We start from the raw sequence: 17,089 nt of genomic DNA on the forward strand, positions 1-17,089 counted from the left end.
CTCAGCTCACGCGGCCGAGGTAACGGCCGTCCCGGGTGTCGACCTTGACCTTGGTGCCGCTCTCCAGGAACAGCGGCACCTGGATCTCGGCGCCGGTCTCCAGTGTCGCGGGCTTGGTGCCGCCGGTGGAGCGGTCGCCCTGCAGGCCCGGGTCGGTGTGGGAGATGACCAGCTCGACCGAGGTCGGGAGCTCGACGAACAGCGGCTCCCCCTCGTGCAGCGACACCTGGGCGGTGGCGTTCTCCAGCAGGTAGCGCGCTGCGTCGCCGACCGCCTTCTCCGGGATCGGGATCTGGTCGAAGGTGTCGGCGTCCATGAAGACGAAGTCGGTGCCCTCGCGGTACAGGTAGGTCATGTCGCGGCGGTCCACCGTCGCGGTGTCGACCTTGGTGCCCGCGTTGAAGGTCCGGTCCACGACCTTCCCGGACATCACGTTCTTCAGCGTGGTGCGAACGAACGCACCGCCCTTGCCGGGCTTGACGTGCTGGAACGCCGTCACGGTCCACAGCTGGCCCTCGATGTTCAGGACCAGGCCGTTCTTCAGGTCGTTCGTGGTCGCCACGTGCGCGCTCTCCTGCTCGGATCTCGGATTCGTGCGTCGGTCAGGGTACCGCCACCGGGTTCACCGGCCCGCCCGAGGGGCGGGCGACCTGCCAGGATGGGCGCCATGACGGTGCGGGTGGTGGTGGCCGACGACCAGGCCGTGGTGCGGGCGGGGCTGCGGACGGTGCTGGCGGCGGCACCGGACATCGACGTCGTCGGGGAGGCAGGGGACGGTGCGGAGGCCGCCGAGCTGGCCGAGACCCTGCGTCCGGACGTCGTCCTGATGGACGTCCGGATGCCCGGCACCGACGGCATCGAGGGGACCCGGCGGATCCGGGCGTTGCGCGACCCCGGCATCCGCGTGCTGGTGGTGACGACCTTCGACCTGGACCGCCACGTCTACGACGCGCTGCGGGCCGGCGCGTCCGGCTTCGTACTGAAGGACGTCGAGCCGGAGGACCTGCAGGTCGCGGTGCGCACCGTGCACGCAGGCCATGAGCTGTTCGCGCCGTCGGTCACGCGGCGGCTCGTCGGCTCGTTCGTCCCGACCGACCCGCCCGCGCAGGCCGGACCCGCCGCCGCGCTGACCGAGCGGGAGCGGGAGGTGCTCGGGCTGGTCGCCGCCGGGCTGTCCAACGCCGAGATCGCCGACCGGCTGGTGCTCGGCGGGACGACGGTCAAGACCCACGTGTCGAACCTGCTCACCAAGCTGGGGCTGCGCGACCGGGTCCAGCTCGTGGTGTTCGCCTACGAGCACGGGCTGGTGGGGGCCGCCGGTGCCGACGGCTGAGCCCGGCGCGGACGCTCCCCCGGCACCGCTGCCCGGCAGCCGAGCCGGGGACATCGCGCTCGCGGTGCTGGCGCTGATCCTCGCCGCCCAGGAGATGGTGACGGCCCTGGTCGTCAACACCTACGGCTACGTCCACCGGCTGCCGCTGCCGCTGGAGGTGGCCCTGGCGGTCGGGCTGAGTCTGGCGGCGGCCGCGGCGATGCTGCTGCGCCGCCGGCGGCCGCGGTGTGCCTATCTGGTCCTGGCCGTGATCTCCGCCCCGGGGATCGCGTTCCTCGGCGGGGCCGCGGCGCTGGTGTGGCCGCTGCTCGCGTTCTCCGTCGCACGGGCGCCGCAGCGCGGACCGGTCGGCGCTGCGGCGTGGGTGGCCCTGCCCTGGCTCGGTTCGCTCGGACTGGCCGGGCTGCTGCGCCTGCTGGTCTCGCCGGACGTGGCGACCGACGCCGGGCTGATCGTCGGCGGCGCGATGGTGGTCATGCCGATGCTGGTGATCGCCACCATCGCGGGGCGCTGGAGCCGGTCCGTGGCGCTGCGCGCCGACCGCGAACGGGCCGAGACCGACCGGCTGCAGCACGGCACCGCGTTGGGCGCCGAGCGGTCCCGGATCGCCGAGGAGATCGGCGGTGGGGTGCTCAGCGGTCTGCGCCGTCTGGTCGCCCAGGCCGGGGCACTGGGCCCCGACGCGACCGAGGCCGACCTGCGGGCCGTGCGGGAACGGGCCCGGTCCGTGCTGGCCGCGATGCGCCGGGTCCTGGGTGTGCTCCGCGCCCCCGCCGCCGAACCGGGACCCGTCGCCGTCCCGGTGCCGGCCCCGGCCGCGCCCGCGCGGTGTCGCCGGGTGCCGCTGCCCGACCGGGCCGGGCTGTGGGCGCTCGTCGCGTTCGTCGTCCCGGCTCTGCTGATCGGTGCGCTCGTCTCCTCGGCGGGCGACGTGGACACCGGGCTGGTGGTCGTCGACGGGTTCCTGCGCCTGCTGCAGCTGCCGTGGGGGAACCCGGCCGCGGCGCTGGTCGTGGCGGTGCAGTTCGCACTCGTCGCGTGGTGGCGGACCGCGCCGGTGCCGGCGCTGCTGCTCGCCGGAGTGGCGTCGTTCGTCGCGACCATGCTCGACGGCTCCAACACGTTCGCCGAGTCCACCTGGATACTCCTGGTGTGGGGCGCGGCGTCGACGGCGCCGGTCGTGACGTCCGCGGTGGCAGTGGCGGTGTCGACGCTGGTCGTCCTCACCGGGGGCACCCTCGCGGGGGTGTGGCACCGGCTCGGGACCCCGGCGTCGGTGGTCGTGCTCAGCTTCCTGGCCGTGGTGCCGCTGTGGGCGGCCGGGGTCGCGGTCCGCCACCACCGGCTCGACACCGCGACCCGGCGACGCGCGCTCACCGAGGCCGGGGTGCGCGAGGCGCTCACCCGCGAACGCCTGCGAGTGGCCCGCGACCTGCACGACGTCGTCGCCCACCACGTCTCCGCGGTGGCGGTGCAGGCCGGGGCGGCGCGGCTCGCCGCCGACCCGGCGGCCCGCGCCGAGGCGCTCGGGCACATCGCGGACTCGGTCCGCCGGGTCGCCGAGGCGCTGCCCGCCCTCGCCGATCTGGGGCCGGACCCGGACGGCGCGGACCTGTCCCCCGCCGCGTTGGAGGCCCTGGTCGCGCCGTCACGCGCGGCAGGGCTGCCGGTCGCGGTGACCGTCGAGGGCTCCCCCACGGCGACGCCCGGCGAGGCCGAGCTGTTCGCGCGGCGCATCGTCACCGAGGCACTGACCAACACCCTGCGCCACGCCGGGCCCACCCCCACCCGGGTGCGGGTCGTCCACGGCGGCGCCGCCGAGCCGCTCGTCGTGGAGGTCGACGACGACGGCCCGGTGCCCGGCCACCGGCCCGACGACACCGGCTCCCGCCTGGGCCTGCTCGGGATGCGGGAACGGGTCGCGCTGGTCGGCGGCGAGCTGTACACCGGCCCCGGCGACGGGCAGGGGTGGACGGTCCGCGCGGTGCTGCCCCGCAGCCCGCTCGTCCGCGAGGACGACCCCGCCGCGGCACCGATCTCGTCCTTCGCGCCGATCCGCGAGGGCACCCCCGGCTCGTAGCGTCGGTCCCCACAGCGGGGGAGGGACCGATGACCACACAGCAGCAGCAGCTCCGGGCCGGGCCGGTGGCGGACACCGGCGCCACACTCGAGATCGACGCGCTGACCAAGCGCTACGGCGGCACCGTCGCCCTGGACGGGGTGAGCTTCGACGTCCGCCCGGGCGAGATCTTCGGCTTCGTCGGCTCCAACGGCGCCGGGAAGACGACGACAATGCGGATCGCCCTGGGCGTGCTGGCGGCGGACTCCGGACAGGTCCGTCTCGGTGGGCGCCCGATCGACCTCGACGTCCGCCGCACGATCGGCTACATGCCCGAGGAGCGCGGGCTGTACCCGAAGATGAAGGTCGGTGAGCAGCTCGCCTACCTGGCCGAGCTGCACGGCGTCGACCGGGTCGCTGCGCGCCGGGCGGTGCTGCGCTGGGCCGAGCAGCTCGGCGTCGACCACCGGCTCGACGACACCGTCGACGCGCTCAGCCTGGGCAACCAGCAGCGCGTCCAGCTGGCCGCGGCACTCGTGCACGACCCGGCCGTGCTGGTGCTCGACGAACCGTTCTCCGGGCTGGACCCGGTCGCCGTCGACGTGATGAGCGAGGTGCTGCGGCAGAAGGCCCGCGCCGGGGTGCCGGTGCTGTTCTCCAGCCACCAGCTCGACCTGGTGCAGCGGCTCTGCGACCGGGTCGGGATCCTCGTGGCCGGCCGGATGCGGACCGTCGGCACCGTCGGTGAGGTCCGCCGCGGTGGCGGCACCCGGCTGGAGGTGCGCGCCCCCGCCGCCGGACCCGGCTGGGCACACGGGCTGACCGGGGTCACCGTGCTCGCCGAGGAGCGCGGCCGCACCGTGCTGGCGCTCGGCGACGGCGTCGACGACCAGCGGGTCCTCGCCGCCGCCCTGTCCACCGGACCGGTGCACGGCTTCACCGTCACCACCCCGTCGCTGACCGATCTGTACCGGGAAGTCGTCGCATGAGCGCCCCGTCCACCACCCTGCCGGCGCGGCGCGCCATCGCGCTGGTCGCTCGTCGCGAGTTCCGCGTGCAGGTGCACAAACGCAGCTTCTGGGTCAGCAACGCGATCATGCTCCTGCTCATCGCGGGCAGCATGATCGCCTTCTCGCTGTTCGGCACGGGCGACGACCGGCCCTCGGTCGGCGTCGCCGGTGACCCGGCACTGGCCGCGGCCGTCACCGCCGCCGCGGAGCGGCTCGGGTCACCCGTCGACGTCCGGGAGATCGCCTCCGCCGGCGACGGCCGGGCCGCCGTCGCCGCCGGGGACCTCGACGTCGCCCTGCTCGGCGACGAATCAGGGCCGGGCGCGACGGCCGTCGTCGACTCCGAGCTCGCCCCGACGACCCGGGCCGTCCTCGACGCGGCACTGGCCGACCGGGCCACCGGCGTCGGGCTCGCCGTGGTGGGCGTGACCCCGTCCCAGCTGGCCGCCGCGACCCCGCCCGCCAGGCTGACCGTCGACGCACTCGACCCCACCGACCCGGAGGCCGGGCAGCGGTCGGCACTGTCGTTCGCGGTGCTGATCGTGATGTTCATGCAGATCGTCGGTTTCGGGCTGACCGTCGCGATGGGCGTGGTCGAGGAGAAGTCCAGCCGGGTGGTGGAGCTGCTGCTGTCCACGATCCGCCCGCTGGACCTGCTCTGGGGCAAGGTAGTGGGAATCGGCGCGGTCGGGCTGGTCCAGCTGCTGCTCTACGGCGTCGTCGGGATCGCGACCGGGCTCGCCACCGGGCTGCTGACGATCACCGGTACCGCGGTCGGGGTGTTCGGCGCGGCGCTGGCCTGGTTCGTGCTCGGCTACGCCTTCTTCGCCGTCCTCTACGCCGCAGCCGGGTCGCTGGTGTCGCGCCAGGAGGACGTCAACTCGACGACCGGGCCGCTGATGATGCTGATGTTCGCGATGTACGGCGCCTCGTTCTGGTACCTCGGCTCGCCGGACGCGACGGCGCTGCAGGTCCTGTCGTGGATCCCGCCGTTCCCGGCGATGCTCATGCCGCTGATGGTCGCCCAGGGCACCGTCTCGGCCTGGCACGTGGCCGGCTCGGCGCTGGTCATGATCGTCGCCGTGGCGTTGCTGGCCCGCGCCGGGGCCCGCGTGTACGAGCGGTCCGTGCTGCGGATCGGGGCGACGGTGCCGTGGCGGGAGGCACTCAGATCTCGATGAGCTCGCGGGGCAGCCCGGTCAGTGCCCTGGCCGGGCCGCCCGCGGCCACGTGCAGGGTGTCCTCGATCCGCACCCCGCCCCGACCGTCGAGGTAGACGCCCGGCTCGACGGTCACGACGGCGCCGGCGTCGATCCGCCCGGTGGCGGTGGTCGCGAGCCACGGCGGCTCGTGCACCGCGAGCCCGACCCCGTGCCCGAGCCCGTGCGGGAACCGCTCGCTGTGCCCGGCGGCGGTGACGATGTCCCGGGCCGCCGCGTCGACGGCGGCCACCGAGGCACCGTCGACGAGCGCGGCCCGCCCGGCCGCCGCCGCGGCGTCGACCAGGGCGTGCAGCTCACGCTGCCAGTCCGCGGCCGGGCCCAGGCAGAACGTCCGGGTGGTGTCGGAGTGGTAGCCGTCCAGCGCCGCCCCGAAGTCGATCTTGACGAGGTCGCCGCGACGCAGCTCGGTGCCGGTGGGGCGGTGGTGCGGCACCGCGGAGTGCGGGCCCGCGGCGAGGATGGTGTCGAAGGCGGGGCCGTCGGCGCCCAGGCGGCGCATCCGGTCGTCGAGCTCACGCGCGACGTCGGCCTCGGTGCGTCCCGGGCGCAGGCCGCCGTCGTCGAGCAGGCCGCGCAGCGCGGTGTCCGCGAGCGCGCAGGCGGCGGCGATCCGCTCGACCTCGTCGGCGTCCTTGACCGCGCGCAGCCGCCCGACCAGGCCGGGTGCCCGGCGCAGCCGGCGGCCGGGGACGGCGTCGCGCACGGCGGCCAGGCCGTCGACGGTGAGCGTGGCGGAGTCGTAGCCGAGGGTCCGCCCGGCCCGGACGCGGGCTGCGGCAGCCGGGGCGCTCGGCCGCTCGACGAGGATCTCCAGGCCGGGGCACTGCTCGGCGGCCTGGACGCGGTAGCGCCCGTCGGTGCAGAGCAGGTCCTCCCCCGGGTCGGCGGCGATCACCGCGGCGGCGTTGGAGCCGGTGAACCCGGTGAGGTACCGGACGTCGAGCAGCTCGGTGACCAGCAGCGCGTCCAGTCCAGCGGCGGGGAGCAGGGCGCGGAGGGTGTCGCGCCGGGCGGGGTGGGACATGCCACGAACCCTATGTCTAGGGTCGCGGCCATGGGTCTCTACTTCCGCCAGCTGCTGTCGGGCCAGGACTACGCCGTGGGCGACCAGGTGGCCACCCAGATGGTCAACTTCTCGTACCTGATCGGCGACGACGAGACCCGCGAGGCCGTCGTCGTCGACCCGGCCTACTCCCCCGACGAGCTGGTCGCGACCCTCGACGCCGACGGCATGCGCCTGACCGGGGTGCTCGCCACCCACCACCACCCCGACCACGTCGGCGGCACGATGATGGGCTTCGACCTCGTCGGCGTCGCGCAGCTGATCGGGTCGCACCCGGTGCCGATCCACGTGCAGCGCGCCGAGGCCGACTACGTGACCCGGGTGACCGGGCTGTCGGCGACCGACCTGACCCCACACGACCACGACGACGTCGTCGAGGTCGGGAACGTCGCGATCCGGCTGCTGCACACACCCGGCCACACCCCGGGCTCGCAGTGCTTCCTGGTGCCGGACCCGGACGGCGACCGGCTCGTCGCCGGGGACACCCTGTTCCTGCAGGGCTGCGGGCGCACCGACTTCCCGGGCGGCGACACCGCGCAGATGTACCACTCGCTGCAGCAGCTGGCGGGGCTGAAGGGCAACCCGACGGTGTACCCGGGGCACCGCTACTCCCCGGCGTCGCACGCCCCGCTGGCCGAGGTGCAGCGGACGAACACCGTCTACCGGGCGACGTCGGCGGAGCAGTTCGTGGCGGCGTTCGGCTCCTGAGCCAACCCGGCGTCGTGGGCGGTGATCACGGCCCGGACGGCGACCGCCTGCTCACGCTGCCTCAGTGGGTCTCGTCGTAGTCGAGCCGAGACATCTGGACGTGCGACTGGTGCCGCTTGGCCCAGTCGGTGAGCAGCGACAGCGTCCGCGCGAGCTCCCGAGCCGCCTCGGTCAACCGATACTCCGTCCTGGGCGGCACCGTCGCGTACACCGTGCGGGTCAGCAACCCGTCCCGCTCCAGATTCCGCAACGTCAACGTGAGCATCCGCCTGCTGATCCCCGGGATGCCCCGCTCGAGCTCGGTGAACCGCGCGACCTCCTCCGCACCGATGAGCGTGAGCACACCGATCGCCCACTTCCCACTGACCCGGTCCAGCACCTCGTTCAACGGACAGACGTGGTGGACGGCGTCGTGCCCGCCGGTGGGGCGAGGTCGGCCGCCCTCGTCGGAGGTCGACTCCAGGCCACTACTGGCCACCTCTGTCACCGTAGGTGACCGAGCGCGAATCCACAGTCAGCACTCCTGATCTCGCACGTTTCATGGAGCGGCGCGCAGAGATGACGAAGACCAACCTGATCACCTGCGCGTAGCCCCCTGGAGGAGAGCAGCTCTGCCCTCTCCGAGTGAATCGCCGCCACGCCCTGGCCCGTCGTCGTCGCCGCTGACGGGGCTGGCTCGCTCGGGAGGACTCGACATCCCGCGGCAGCGCGGGGCCTCCCGCACACGGAGACCCACTGTCGCAACGAAGTGCCGAGCAACTCAACTGAACATGGTGTCCACCATAAGTTACGCTGTGCCAACTACGGCAATGGCGCTACTGGAGGTCGGTGGATGTCGGGACGTCGGTTCAGGGGACACGCGATCGTGCTGGCGGTCGCGCTCGTCCTGATGACGGTCGCGCCGGGCTTCGCGGCGGCGCTGCCCGGGCCGTCAGGCCCACGGGGCGAAGACCGGAACGAGTCCTACACCAGCGCTGAAGGGGTTCTGCGCTACCAGGTACATCTCCCGCCGCCGCGGCCCGAAGGCTCGACGGGCGCGCCGCCGGCGGTCGTCGTCGCGATCCACGGGTGCGCGATGACCGGCTTCGGGCTCAACTCGATGAAGGACACGACGCGGCTCGACGATCTGGCCGACCGAGAGGGCTTCATCGTCGTCTACCCGACACAGTCCGTGCTGCGGAACCCACAGCTGTGCTGGAACTCGCTGTCGCCCGAACACCAGCACCGCGGTCGTGGTGAGCCGGAGCTGATCGCCGGAGCCGTGCGGCAGGTCGTGGCCACGCACCATGCCGACGGTGACCGCGTCCACGCCCTCGGCGTGTCCTCCGGAGCAGGCACGGCCGTCATCCTCGGCGTGACCTATCCCGACCTGTTCGCGACGGTCACGTCCGTGGCCGGAGGCGAGTACGGGTTCCGGCGCGAGTTCGCCGAGGAGCCCGTCCCGCCGTCACCGGCCGAGACGGCGGTGCCGGCTCGCGCCGAGATGGGGCCACGGGCCCGCCAGGTCCCGCTCCTGGTCGTTCAGGGTGACCAGGACACCACCGTTCCGCCCGTCATGGCGGAGCGACTCGTACAGCAGTGGCTCGCACTCGGCGAACTCATCGAGGGCCGCATCCCGGACGCGTCGACTCCGGTCCGACCCGACACGGCGGTGCACTCCACGCCGCCGGACGGACACGCCTTCGAGACCGACACCTACCGCCGCCCCACCACCCCCGGTCTCGTCGTCCAGCGGGTACTGATCCACGGACAGGGCCACGCATGGTCGGGGCCCCGCAGCACAGGGCTCTTCGTCGACCGGCGCGGCCCCGACCTTGCCGCTGTGATGTGGGATTTCGTGTCGGAGCGCCGGCTCTCGGGGTGACGGTCGAGTGGGCGCGGGTCGATACCGCGCGGCGACGTACCGTCTCGTACATGACCGAGCGACCCCCGCGACGGCGCCTGTCCCGCGAGGCCAGGCAAGCGCAGCTGGTCGCCGTCGCCGAGCGCCTCTTCGCCGATCGGGGCTTCGAGGGCACGAGCATCGAGGACATCGCCCGGGAGGCCGGGGTCAGCCGCACGATCGTCTACGCCCACTACGCCACCAAGGACGACATCTTCGTCGCATGTGTCCGACAGGCCCGCGCCGAACTCGAGGACCGGGTCCGCGAGCCGGAGATCCTCATCGAGGCCGGCGCCGACGCCCGCACCGTGATCACGCGGGCGGGCGAGGTGTTCTTCGGCATCCTCGAGCGCGATCCGCGCCGCTGGATGGTGCTGTTCAACCCCAGCACCGCCTTGTCCCCGGAACTGAACGCACAGCTCACGGAGCTGCGTGAGCAGACCATCACGCGGATCGCGGGGATGGTCCGGCACCTCGGGACCTTCGACGACGAGCGCAGCCTCGCCTTCGCCTACGCCATCAGCGGGGTCGGCGAACAGCTCGGACGCTGGTGGCTCACCCGGCCCGACATCCCCCGCTCCACGGTCGTCGCCTACTACCGCGACTTCATCACCCCCGGCCTGGACCTTCGATGAGCGCACCGCGGCCACGGAGGCCCGGTTCCGGACCGGCGACGACCGACGCCGCCCCCACGCTCGTCGCGCACATCGGTTGACCAGCTCGGCGGAGCCTGAAATCGGACCGCGCGGATCGGCAGACGTGGCTAGGGTCGTCGCCGATGACCACGATCGTGAGGTTGATCCGTTCTGCCCGCCTGTCCGACGTGGCGGAGTACGCCTACGCCGCGACCGCGCCCGCGGACGCACGACTGATCTTCCTGGCGGGTAGCTGCCCCCTCCACGCCGACGGCTCGACCGCGGCGGTCGGGGACGTCGCAGGCCAAGCAGCGCACGCCGTCGAGAACATGAGAACCGCGTTGGCCGAGAGCGGCGCGTCGCTGAGTGACGTCATCAGCACCCGGGTGCTCGTCGCGTCCAGCGAGCAGGCCGATCTCGTGGCCGCCTGGGAAGTGGTCCGTGACGCCTTCGGTGACCACGACCCACCCAGCACCCTCATGGGAGTGACCGTGCTCGGTTATGACGATCAGCTCGTCGAGATCGAAGCGGTCGCCGCGGTGCGCGACTAGTTCCTCCTCCGGCGCCGACGTCCGGGGGTCGGTGGTCGACTGTTCGCGATCGTTGATCGCCTAGTAGTGTGCTTGCTCGAACCCTGAGTGTCCGACGCGTTGCTGTTCGTGACATGGTCAGCAGGCCGACTATGAACGATGCCGACTCCGCAGCCGCCGTGCCGAGGCCCCGGCGCCTGACCGAGGTCTTCACGCTTCGCGAGTTCCGTGCGCTCTGGTCTGCCGAGGTCGTCTCGATCCTGGGCGACCAGCTCGCTCGGGTGGCGTTCTCGGTGCTGGTCTACGAGCGCACCAGCTCAGCGGCCCTGTCGGCGGCGGTGTACGCGTTGACCTTCCTCCCTGCGCTGCTGGGCGGCGCACTGTTGGGCTGGGTCGCCGACCGGTATCCGCGTCGGCGGGTCATGATCGGCAGTCACCTCACCAGAGCGGCGCTCGTCATGCCGATGGCGTGGCCCGGCCTCCCGCTGCCCGTGCTGTGTGCCCTGATCGTGGTCCTGGTGCTGGCAGGTTCACCGCACTCGGCCGCGCAGGGGGCGTTGTTGCCGGAGATCCTGCGCGGTGACCTGCTCGAACGCGGTTACGCCGTCCGTCAGGTGACGGGCCAGCTCGCGCAGGTTGCCGGGTTCGCGACCGGCGGAGCGCTGCTGGCCCTGCTGAGTCCGCACGCCGCGCTGGTCATGAACGCGGTGACCTTCGTACTGTCCGCGGCGGTGTTGGCCTACGGGGTCGCACCTCGTCCCGCGCCCGCCCCTGCCGCCGGTGCGGTCCGTTCCTGGTCGGGCGACATCGCTGCCGGAGCGCACACGGTCTTCGCGGACCCCTCGCGTCGCACGCTGGCCGTCGTGGTCTGGCTGGCCGGGACCTACATCGCCCCGGAGGGGGTCGCTGCTCCCTATGCCGCGCAGCTCGGCGCCGGGCCGGTCGCCGTCGGGTTGCTCCTGGCCGCCATCCCGGCCGGCAGTGTCGTGGGGGCGATCGTGTTCACGCGTTGGGTCCCCCAGCGAACCCGGGAACGGTGGATGCTCCCGCTCGCCGTGGCCGCCGGCGTTCCGTTGATGGTGAGCGCGCTCGCACCGTCGGTCGCGGCGATCACCGTGTTGTGGGCACTCAGCGGCGCGGCCGTGGCCGCCGCGCTGATCCAGGCACAGGCCGGTTTCGTACGCCGGACCCCGGCCGAGGCGCGAGGGCGCGCGACCGGCCTCGCGGCCGCGGGGCTGATCGGCGCGCAGGGGCTCGGTCTTCTCGCTGCCGGTCTGCTCGCCGAGTGGTCCTCCCCCGCCGTGGCGGTGGCGGTGACCGCCGCGGTGGCCTCGGCGGGGCTCGCAGCCGTGGCCATGTCGCGGCCCGCGCGAGCACTCTGAGGGGCGGGTCGCCACGGACGACTCACGGCTCCCCGCCACCTCATCGACGTCGCGCGTCGCGCCTTCCCCGGCCGGACGTCGCCGGCGCGTGCTTCAGATCCGTACACGGCTACATGTCACGAGTTGCCTCTTCCCGATCTCGGACGGCAGTACCACGTCACCAGTTCCAGTTGCGCACAGCCATCTCCCCTCTCCGCTCGTGTCCGTCGATCACAACGCTCACCAGTTCCAGTTGCGCATCCCGCATTCCCCTTTCCGACGATCCCCGCCGGCGCCGACAGCCGGATGGCTCGACACCCGCCCCGACTCGGTCACCGTCACCAGTTCCAGTTGCGCATCGCCCACACCTCCCCGCCTGCTTCTTCGACCCGTCGTTGCATCCACGCCTCACCAGTTCCAGTTACGCATGTCGACACCTCCCAGACCATCGTGACCAACACGTCGTCGCATTCACCAGTTCCAGTTGCGCACGCTCGCCACCCACCCCTCATCGCAGACACCGTTCCGCTCGACCACTGCAGTCACCAGTTCCAGTTGCGCATTACGCCCCCTTTTCGATGGAGTGGAGAATCTTTACACCGAACCGCGCTCCGTCACCAGTTCCAGTTACGCACGACTCCCCCTCTCCGGGCAGCCCCTTCTGTCGGGTTACTGCGAACGGCCCAGTCGCCGACCGTCCGCCGACGGCGAGCCGCCGAGGCGCCGAGCCCCGCCTCGCGGCGACCTCGACAGGGTAGGCGAGAAGCATCACCACGTCAGCGCCTTAGAGGTCGCGCGGATTGATCACAGCTGGGTCGCGGCCGGGTGTCGATGGTGAGGGGCGGGCACGGGCCTGTCGATCATGAAGTTGTTGACTCTTCGTGATCGTCTGGAGGCCGCGTGCCCGCCCTGCCATCATGGTTGACCGAGCCGTTGTGGGACCAGTTCGCCGCGCTGCTGCCGCCCCGGGGCGAGTTCGATCCCACTCATCCGTGGGGCTGTCACCGCCGCCGGATCGCGGATCGGGTCGTGTTCGACAAGCTCCTGCAGGTGCTGCGGTTCGGCTGCCCGTATCAGGGCGTCTCCGACAGCACCTGCTCGGCGACCACCATCCGCGATCGCCGTGACGAGTGGATCCGGCTCGGGGTCTTCGCCCAGCTACGCCGGATCGCCCTGGACGCCTACGACCGCATCGTCGGCCTGTTGCTTGACGACGTTGCCGTCGACGGCGCCATCACCAAGGCCCCCGGCGGCGGTGAGGTCGCCGGACCGTCACCGGTTGACCGGCGTAAACAGGGCATGAAGCGATCGGTGCTCGTCGAGGGCCATGGCATCCCACTGGGCCGGGTCCTGGCCGGGGCACACCGCCACGACTCCCCGCTACTGGGCCCCACTCTCGACCACCTCGACGCTCTCGGCCCGCTGCCCGACGACATCACCGTGCACCTCGACGCCGGCTATGACTCCGGTAAGACCCGCGACACACTCACCGAACGGGGCCTGCACAGCGAGATCGCGCGCAAGGGCGAGAAAGCACCGATCCAGGCCACCCAACGCTGGCACATCGAGCGCACCAACGCCTGGCACAACAGCTTCAACCGGCTGCAGCGCTGCTACGAACGCCGCGAAACCGTCGTCGACGCGTTCTTCGACCTCGCCGACACCATCATCACACTCCGTAGCCTGATCCGGCAGGCCTGGACCACGCACCGCTGGGACAGCCGACCACACCGCCGCCCATGATCATCCATCAATCCGCGCGACCTCTTAGTTGATCTTGGCAGGTCGTTCGAGCCCGGGTGGCGCCCAGCAGATCGGTGAGAGCGACACGACTGAGCAGGGATGAAACCGCTGGACGACGTCTATGCTGACACGAGAGAAAACGATCTACGATTCGGGGATTTCGGTGACCTCATCCGCCGCGCGAGACACCGACCGGAGTGCGCTCCGGTCGTGGCTGGCGGCGTGGCAGCTGTGGTCACTTCCGATCGGCGTCCGAGCGCTACTCGTCGCGGTAGAGCTCGCCGCTGTGTGCCTACTCACCGTCGATATCGTCCTCGGCGGCGTCCCGCGCGATCTGTCGGCATGGCTGATCGCAGGCACACTGGTGATCTTGAGCGGGTTCCACGCCGAGATCTCACTGCGTGCCGAACGACTACGGCGGCGCATCGCCGAGACCAGATATGTCGACCTGAGTTCGGTGTGGACGTTCGCGGGCGCGTTGTTGCTACCGCCGATGCTGGCAGCGGCCACGGTGATCGCCAGTTACACACATCTGTACTTCCGCGTGTTCCGACCCGCAGGAACTCCCCCGCATCGACAGCTCTATTCGACGTCGACGGTCGTCCTGGCCGTCTACCTGGTTTCCGCGGTCACACTGATCTTTCCCGGATCCGGCGGATTCGACTCCTGGTGGGCGATCGTCGAGATCGCCGCGTGCCTGGTGGCCTACACCGGTACGAACATGTTGCTGGTCGTGAGCGTCATCCGGCTCGCGCAGCCGGGCAGCACATTCCTCGCGATCCTCGCGGGAGGGGAGATCGCGCTGGAGACCGCCACACTGAGCCTCGGCGGAATCGTCGCGGCTGTCATCGTCCCCGACCACGTCCTGCTCGTCTGGCTGCTGATCCCTGCGCTCGTGTTGATGGAGCAGACGACCCTCATCAGGCAGCTGGAGACACGGGCATCGACGGACGCGAAGACCGGTCTGCTGAACGCCGAGGGCTGGCGTTCCCGCGCGCTGCAGCTGCTCGGCGCGGCGAAGCGCGACTGCACCTGTGCCGGCGTGCTCATCCTCGACCTGGACTTCTTCAAGGAGGTCAACGACCGCTACGGGCACCTGGTCGGTGACGCGGTGCTCCGCGCGGTCGGCGAGGCGATCGTCGCCGAGATCCGCGACGACGACGCGGCGGGTCGCTTCGGCGGGGAGGAGTTCATCATCGCGCTGGCCGGGATGTTCACCTCGGCAAGCCGCAACGCAGAAGCGGTCCTGGAGGTGGGAGAGCGGATCCGACGCAGGATCGAGCGCCTGGCGGTCCACGTCGACGACGAGGTCCCCCCGGTCGCGGTCACCGACCTCACCGCCTCGATCGGGGCCGCGGTCTACCCGCAGGCCGGTCGCGAGCTCGACGTCCTGCTCGCGGCCGCCGACGAGGCCCTCTACGCCGCGAAGAACGCCGGCCGTAACCAGGTCCTGGTCAGCCACGGCCCGGCCGCTCCTCCGTCCAACCCGTCGGTGCCGTCACCACGCCCGGGACCATGAGGGACGTACGCACCGACGACGCGGGCGCCACCTGATCTCGACCGGTGTCGGCCTCTGTTCGGGGTCACGCCCTCGGCGAGCTCGACGGTCGGGTCGATCACTGCCGCCATGCTGCCCGTGCCGCCTTCAACTACCTGGCGTCACAAGATCCGTTGCGCTTCGTGTAGGCGGTTGGTCTCACCAGGTGACGGAGTGCTCGATCGTATGGCCCTACAGGACGCAATGAGGTGTTCTCAGTAGCGGGGTGGCAGGTCGTGGCGACACGCCGAGGGTGGTGAGATGAGCGGGAACGGGGCAGGACCCCGGTAGATCGGTTCGGTCCAGCACAGATCGACACCGTCACCGAGGTCCTGCATGTCTGATCCTGTCACCTACACCGCTGTCCTCCCGATCGGGGAGCGCACCGTGGCCTATCTGGCGCGGCTCCTGGTCCTTCAACGCCGTCGACGTGGCACCCGGCGGCGGGCGTTGACCCCGTTCGCCCAGGCAGTGCTGGTGATCCGCTGGTTCTGTGATGCTACCCGGGTCCGATGTTTGGCCGGTGACAACGCGATCAGCACTGCAACGGCCTACCGTTACCTGCACGAAGGCATCGACGTCCTCGCCGCGGCCGCACCCGGCCTGCACGGAGCCCTGCTCGCCGCCCGCACAGCCGGGCACACCCACGTGAATCTCGACGGCACCCTGATCGCCACCGACCGGTGCCGCGCGCTCGGCCTCACCCCCGGGGTCGACCTGTGGTGGTCGGGCAAGCACCGCCGCCACGGCGGGAACATCCAGGTCCTCACCGCACCTGATGGATGGCCGCTATGGACCAGCGACGTGCGGCCGGGCCGCGAGCACGACACCCGCTGCGCCCGTACCCACCCCGGGCTGCTCGAGGGCCTGGCCGCGTTCACCGACGACACCCACGCCGCGCTGGGCGACCTCGGCTACGAAGGCGAAGCCGACCGGCTCACCGTGCCCATCAAACCCGTCCCCGGCCGCGGGCAGACGGTCAACCAGCGCACCGTCAACACCCTGCACTCAGCCCTTCGTGCTCTGGCCGAACGCGGAAACGCCCTGCTCAAGACCACCTTCGCCGCGTTGCGGCGAGTCACGCTATGTCCCTGGCGCACCGGCGCGATCACCGCAGCTGCGCTCGTACTACTCCACACCGAGTACGACCGCACGACATGATCAACCCGCTACTGAGAACACCTCAATGTGTTGTATTCGCTGCTCCATCCCGCCGGATGAGCGCCAACGGGCTCGGGCGGGCAAGCGACGTGTTCACGGAGGCTGCGCAGGTGACCGCGCGCGACAGCTGGCAGCTCGGTGGAGCTGCTGCCCCGTCACGGGTCGGCGCCGAGCTGACCTGGTGGGGTGCAGCGCTGCCGCACGCAGGTCAGCTGATCGTGGCCGATCCGCTGTTGCCCCGGCCGTTGATGATGGCGTTGTTGTCCGACGCCGCCGACACCGCGTCCGCGCCGGGGCCCCGCCGGGCGCGCCTGATCGTGGTCTCGCTGCTGGTCGGTGGCGGGCTCGGCGCAGCAGTCCTGCAGGCGTCCGAAGCGCTGCTGGTGCTCCTTCTGCTCACTGTTGCGACCGGCTTCGTCGCCTGGGCGTGCCGCATGCGCAGCCGCGAGCGAGCGGTCCGGGAGCGCGAGGGGGCACGGCCGCTGTTCGCGGTACGTCCGGCCGCCGGCGAGCCGACCTGGGACCTGCTCGCCCATCTCGACGACCAACAGGCCTCCAGGTCGGACGACGCCTACCTCGCCGCGGCCCGTCATCTGCTGTGGCGGGTCGCGCACCTGAACCCGCGCGGCGACGCCGCCATCGCCCATCTCACCGCACGCGCTCACGACGGCGAGTTGTCGTCGGCCGAGCAGCTGTGGGCCGCGGCGGACGACCTGACGGCCCTGGCCGTCGCGTCCCCGCGTGACGTGCGCCGTTCGGTCCCCCAGCTGGCCGTCCTGTACCGCTACGAGTCCCACGCGACCCGCTGACCCCCCGGCGACCACGGCGAGCGGAGCGAGGACAT

The 17,089-nt window shown here is 71.8% G+C and carries 16 protein-coding genes; 13 read left to right on the forward strand and 3 right to left on the reverse strand.

Going from position 1 to position 17,089, the window contains the following annotated elements; translation table 11 throughout:
- Position 1: 1 nt before the first annotated feature.
- Entirely contained in the window at positions 2 to 562 is a 561-nt protein-coding gene (gene efp / locus Ae331Ps2_RS25310) for an elongation factor P (protein ID WP_020625794.1), read from the reverse strand.
- A gap of 105 nt (positions 563 to 667) precedes the next feature.
- Between efp and Ae331Ps2_RS25315 the strand changes: the two genes are divergently transcribed.
- The 4 genes from Ae331Ps2_RS25315 to Ae331Ps2_RS25330 are packed head-to-tail and all read left to right on the forward strand — an operon-like array spanning position 668 to position 5,583.
- Entirely contained in the window at positions 668 to 1,333 is a 666-nt protein-coding gene (locus tag Ae331Ps2_RS25315; RefSeq protein ID WP_075306083.1) for a response regulator transcription factor, read from the forward strand.
- Positions 1,320 to 3,413: a histidine kinase gene (locus tag Ae331Ps2_RS25320; RefSeq protein WP_075306081.1), complete on the forward strand. Its 2,094-nt coding sequence runs from the start codon at positions 1,320 to 1,322 to the stop codon at positions 3,411 to 3,413. Before Ae331Ps2_RS25315 ends, Ae331Ps2_RS25320 begins: the two co-directional genes overlap by 14 nt.
- A 29-nt stretch (positions 3,414 to 3,442) precedes the next feature.
- Positions 3,443 to 4,381, forward strand: coding sequence for an ABC transporter ATP-binding protein (locus tag Ae331Ps2_RS25325; RefSeq protein ID WP_075306079.1), 939 nt, complete (start codon positions 3,443 to 3,445; stop codon positions 4,379 to 4,381).
- Positions 4,378 to 5,583 (forward strand): ABC transporter permease, encoded by a 1,206-nt coding sequence (locus tag Ae331Ps2_RS25330; protein WP_075306077.1) that lies wholly within the window; start codon positions 4,378 to 4,380, stop codon positions 5,581 to 5,583. Before Ae331Ps2_RS25325 ends, Ae331Ps2_RS25330 begins: the two co-directional genes overlap by 4 nt.
- Here the strand turns inward: Ae331Ps2_RS25330 and Ae331Ps2_RS25335 are convergent.
- Positions 5,570 to 6,649 (reverse strand): Xaa-Pro peptidase family protein, encoded by a 1,080-nt coding sequence (locus Ae331Ps2_RS25335; protein WP_075306075.1) that lies wholly within the window; start codon positions 6,647 to 6,649, stop codon positions 5,570 to 5,572. The genes Ae331Ps2_RS25330 and Ae331Ps2_RS25335 overlap by 14 nt on opposite strands.
- A gap of 30 nt (positions 6,650 to 6,679) precedes the next feature.
- On the opposite strand from Ae331Ps2_RS25335, the gene Ae331Ps2_RS25340 reads away from it, so the two are divergent.
- Entirely contained in the window at positions 6,680 to 7,396 is a 717-nt protein-coding gene (locus Ae331Ps2_RS25340) for an MBL fold metallo-hydrolase (RefSeq protein ID WP_075306073.1), read from the forward strand.
- Between the two features lie 61 nt (positions 7,397 to 7,457).
- Here Ae331Ps2_RS25340 and Ae331Ps2_RS25345 read toward each other — a convergent pair whose 3' ends face one another.
- A complete protein-coding gene (locus Ae331Ps2_RS25345; RefSeq protein ID WP_075311713.1) occupies positions 7,458 to 7,784 on the reverse strand; it encodes a helix-turn-helix domain-containing protein in 327 nt (108 codons plus the stop codon).
- Positions 7,785 to 8,144: 360 nt separating this feature from the next.
- On the opposite strand from Ae331Ps2_RS25345, the gene Ae331Ps2_RS25350 reads away from it, so the two are divergent.
- From Ae331Ps2_RS25350 to Ae331Ps2_RS25385, 8 genes are all read left to right on the forward strand, one after another.
- Complete coding sequence (locus Ae331Ps2_RS25350; protein WP_139318707.1) at positions 8,145 to 9,260, forward strand: PHB depolymerase family esterase; 1,116 nt, start codon at positions 8,145 to 8,147, stop codon at positions 9,258 to 9,260.
- A gap of 50 nt (positions 9,261 to 9,310) precedes the next feature.
- On the forward strand, positions 9,311 to 9,913 hold the full coding sequence (locus Ae331Ps2_RS25355) for a TetR/AcrR family transcriptional regulator (RefSeq protein WP_075306069.1): 603 nt from the start codon (positions 9,311 to 9,313) through the stop codon (positions 9,911 to 9,913).
- 143 nt (positions 9,914 to 10,056) lie between these two features.
- On the forward strand, positions 10,057 to 10,464 hold the full coding sequence (locus tag Ae331Ps2_RS25360; RefSeq protein ID WP_020624299.1) for a RidA family protein: 408 nt from the start codon (positions 10,057 to 10,059) through the stop codon (positions 10,462 to 10,464).
- Between the two features lie 131 nt (positions 10,465 to 10,595).
- On the forward strand, positions 10,596 to 11,825 hold the full coding sequence (locus tag Ae331Ps2_RS25365; RefSeq protein ID WP_083695975.1) for an MFS transporter: 1,230 nt from the start codon (positions 10,596 to 10,598) through the stop codon (positions 11,823 to 11,825).
- Positions 11,826 to 12,704: 879 nt separating this feature from the next.
- Positions 12,705 to 13,547 carry an IS5 family transposase gene (locus Ae331Ps2_RS25370; RefSeq protein WP_075305978.1) on the forward strand — a complete coding sequence of 281 codons (843 nt, stop codon included), beginning with the start codon at positions 12,705 to 12,707 and terminating at the stop codon, positions 13,545 to 13,547.
- 121 nt (positions 13,548 to 13,668) lie between these two features.
- Positions 13,669 to 15,066: a GGDEF domain-containing protein gene (locus Ae331Ps2_RS25375; protein ID WP_083695976.1), complete on the forward strand. Its 1,398-nt coding sequence runs from the start codon at positions 13,669 to 13,671 to the stop codon at positions 15,064 to 15,066.
- Positions 15,067 to 15,420: 354 nt separating this feature from the next.
- Positions 15,421 to 16,245, forward strand: a complete 825-nt coding sequence (locus Ae331Ps2_RS25380; RefSeq protein WP_075329683.1) for a transposase family protein — start codon at positions 15,421 to 15,423, stop codon at positions 16,243 to 16,245.
- A gap of 110 nt (positions 16,246 to 16,355) precedes the next feature.
- Positions 16,356 to 17,054 (forward strand): hypothetical protein, encoded by a 699-nt coding sequence (locus Ae331Ps2_RS25385; protein WP_139318705.1) that lies wholly within the window; start codon positions 16,356 to 16,358, stop codon positions 17,052 to 17,054.
- Positions 17,055 to 17,089 lie beyond the last annotated feature (35 nt).

Source organism: Pseudonocardia sp. Ae331_Ps2 (genome assembly GCF_001932405.1).
Lineage (GTDB): Bacteria > Actinomycetota > Actinomycetes > Mycobacteriales > Pseudonocardiaceae > Pseudonocardia.

Bases quoted from the DNA above. Each gene is read 5' to 3' on its own strand.
- Ae331Ps2_RS25315 (WP_075306083.1), top strand. From the start codon at position 668: ATGACGGTGCGGGTGGTGGTGGCCGACGACCAGGCCGTGGTGCGGGCG.
- Ae331Ps2_RS25325 (WP_075306079.1), top strand. From the start codon at position 3,443: ATGACCACACAGCAGCAGCAGCTCCGGGCCGGGCCGGTGGCGGACACC.
- Ae331Ps2_RS25330 (WP_075306077.1), top strand. From the start codon at position 4,378: ATGAGCGCCCCGTCCACCACCCTGCCGGCGCGGCGCGCCATCGCGCTG.
- Ae331Ps2_RS25335 (WP_075306075.1), bottom strand. From the start codon at position 6,649: ATGTCCCACCCCGCCCGGCGCGACACCCTCCGCGCCCTGCTCCCCGCC.
- Ae331Ps2_RS25340 (WP_075306073.1), top strand. From the start codon at position 6,680: ATGGGTCTCTACTTCCGCCAGCTGCTGTCGGGCCAGGACTACGCCGTG.
- Ae331Ps2_RS25355 (WP_075306069.1), top strand. From the start codon at position 9,311: ATGACCGAGCGACCCCCGCGACGGCGCCTGTCCCGCGAGGCCAGGCAA.
- Ae331Ps2_RS25360 (WP_020624299.1), top strand. From the start codon at position 10,057: ATGACCACGATCGTGAGGTTGATCCGTTCTGCCCGCCTGTCCGACGTG.
- Ae331Ps2_RS25365 (WP_083695975.1), top strand. From the start codon at position 10,596: ATGAACGATGCCGACTCCGCAGCCGCCGTGCCGAGGCCCCGGCGCCTG.
- Ae331Ps2_RS25375 (WP_083695976.1), top strand. From the start codon at position 13,669: ATGCTGACACGAGAGAAAACGATCTACGATTCGGGGATTTCGGTGACC.
- Ae331Ps2_RS25380 (WP_075329683.1), top strand. From the start codon at position 15,421: ATGTCTGATCCTGTCACCTACACCGCTGTCCTCCCGATCGGGGAGCGC.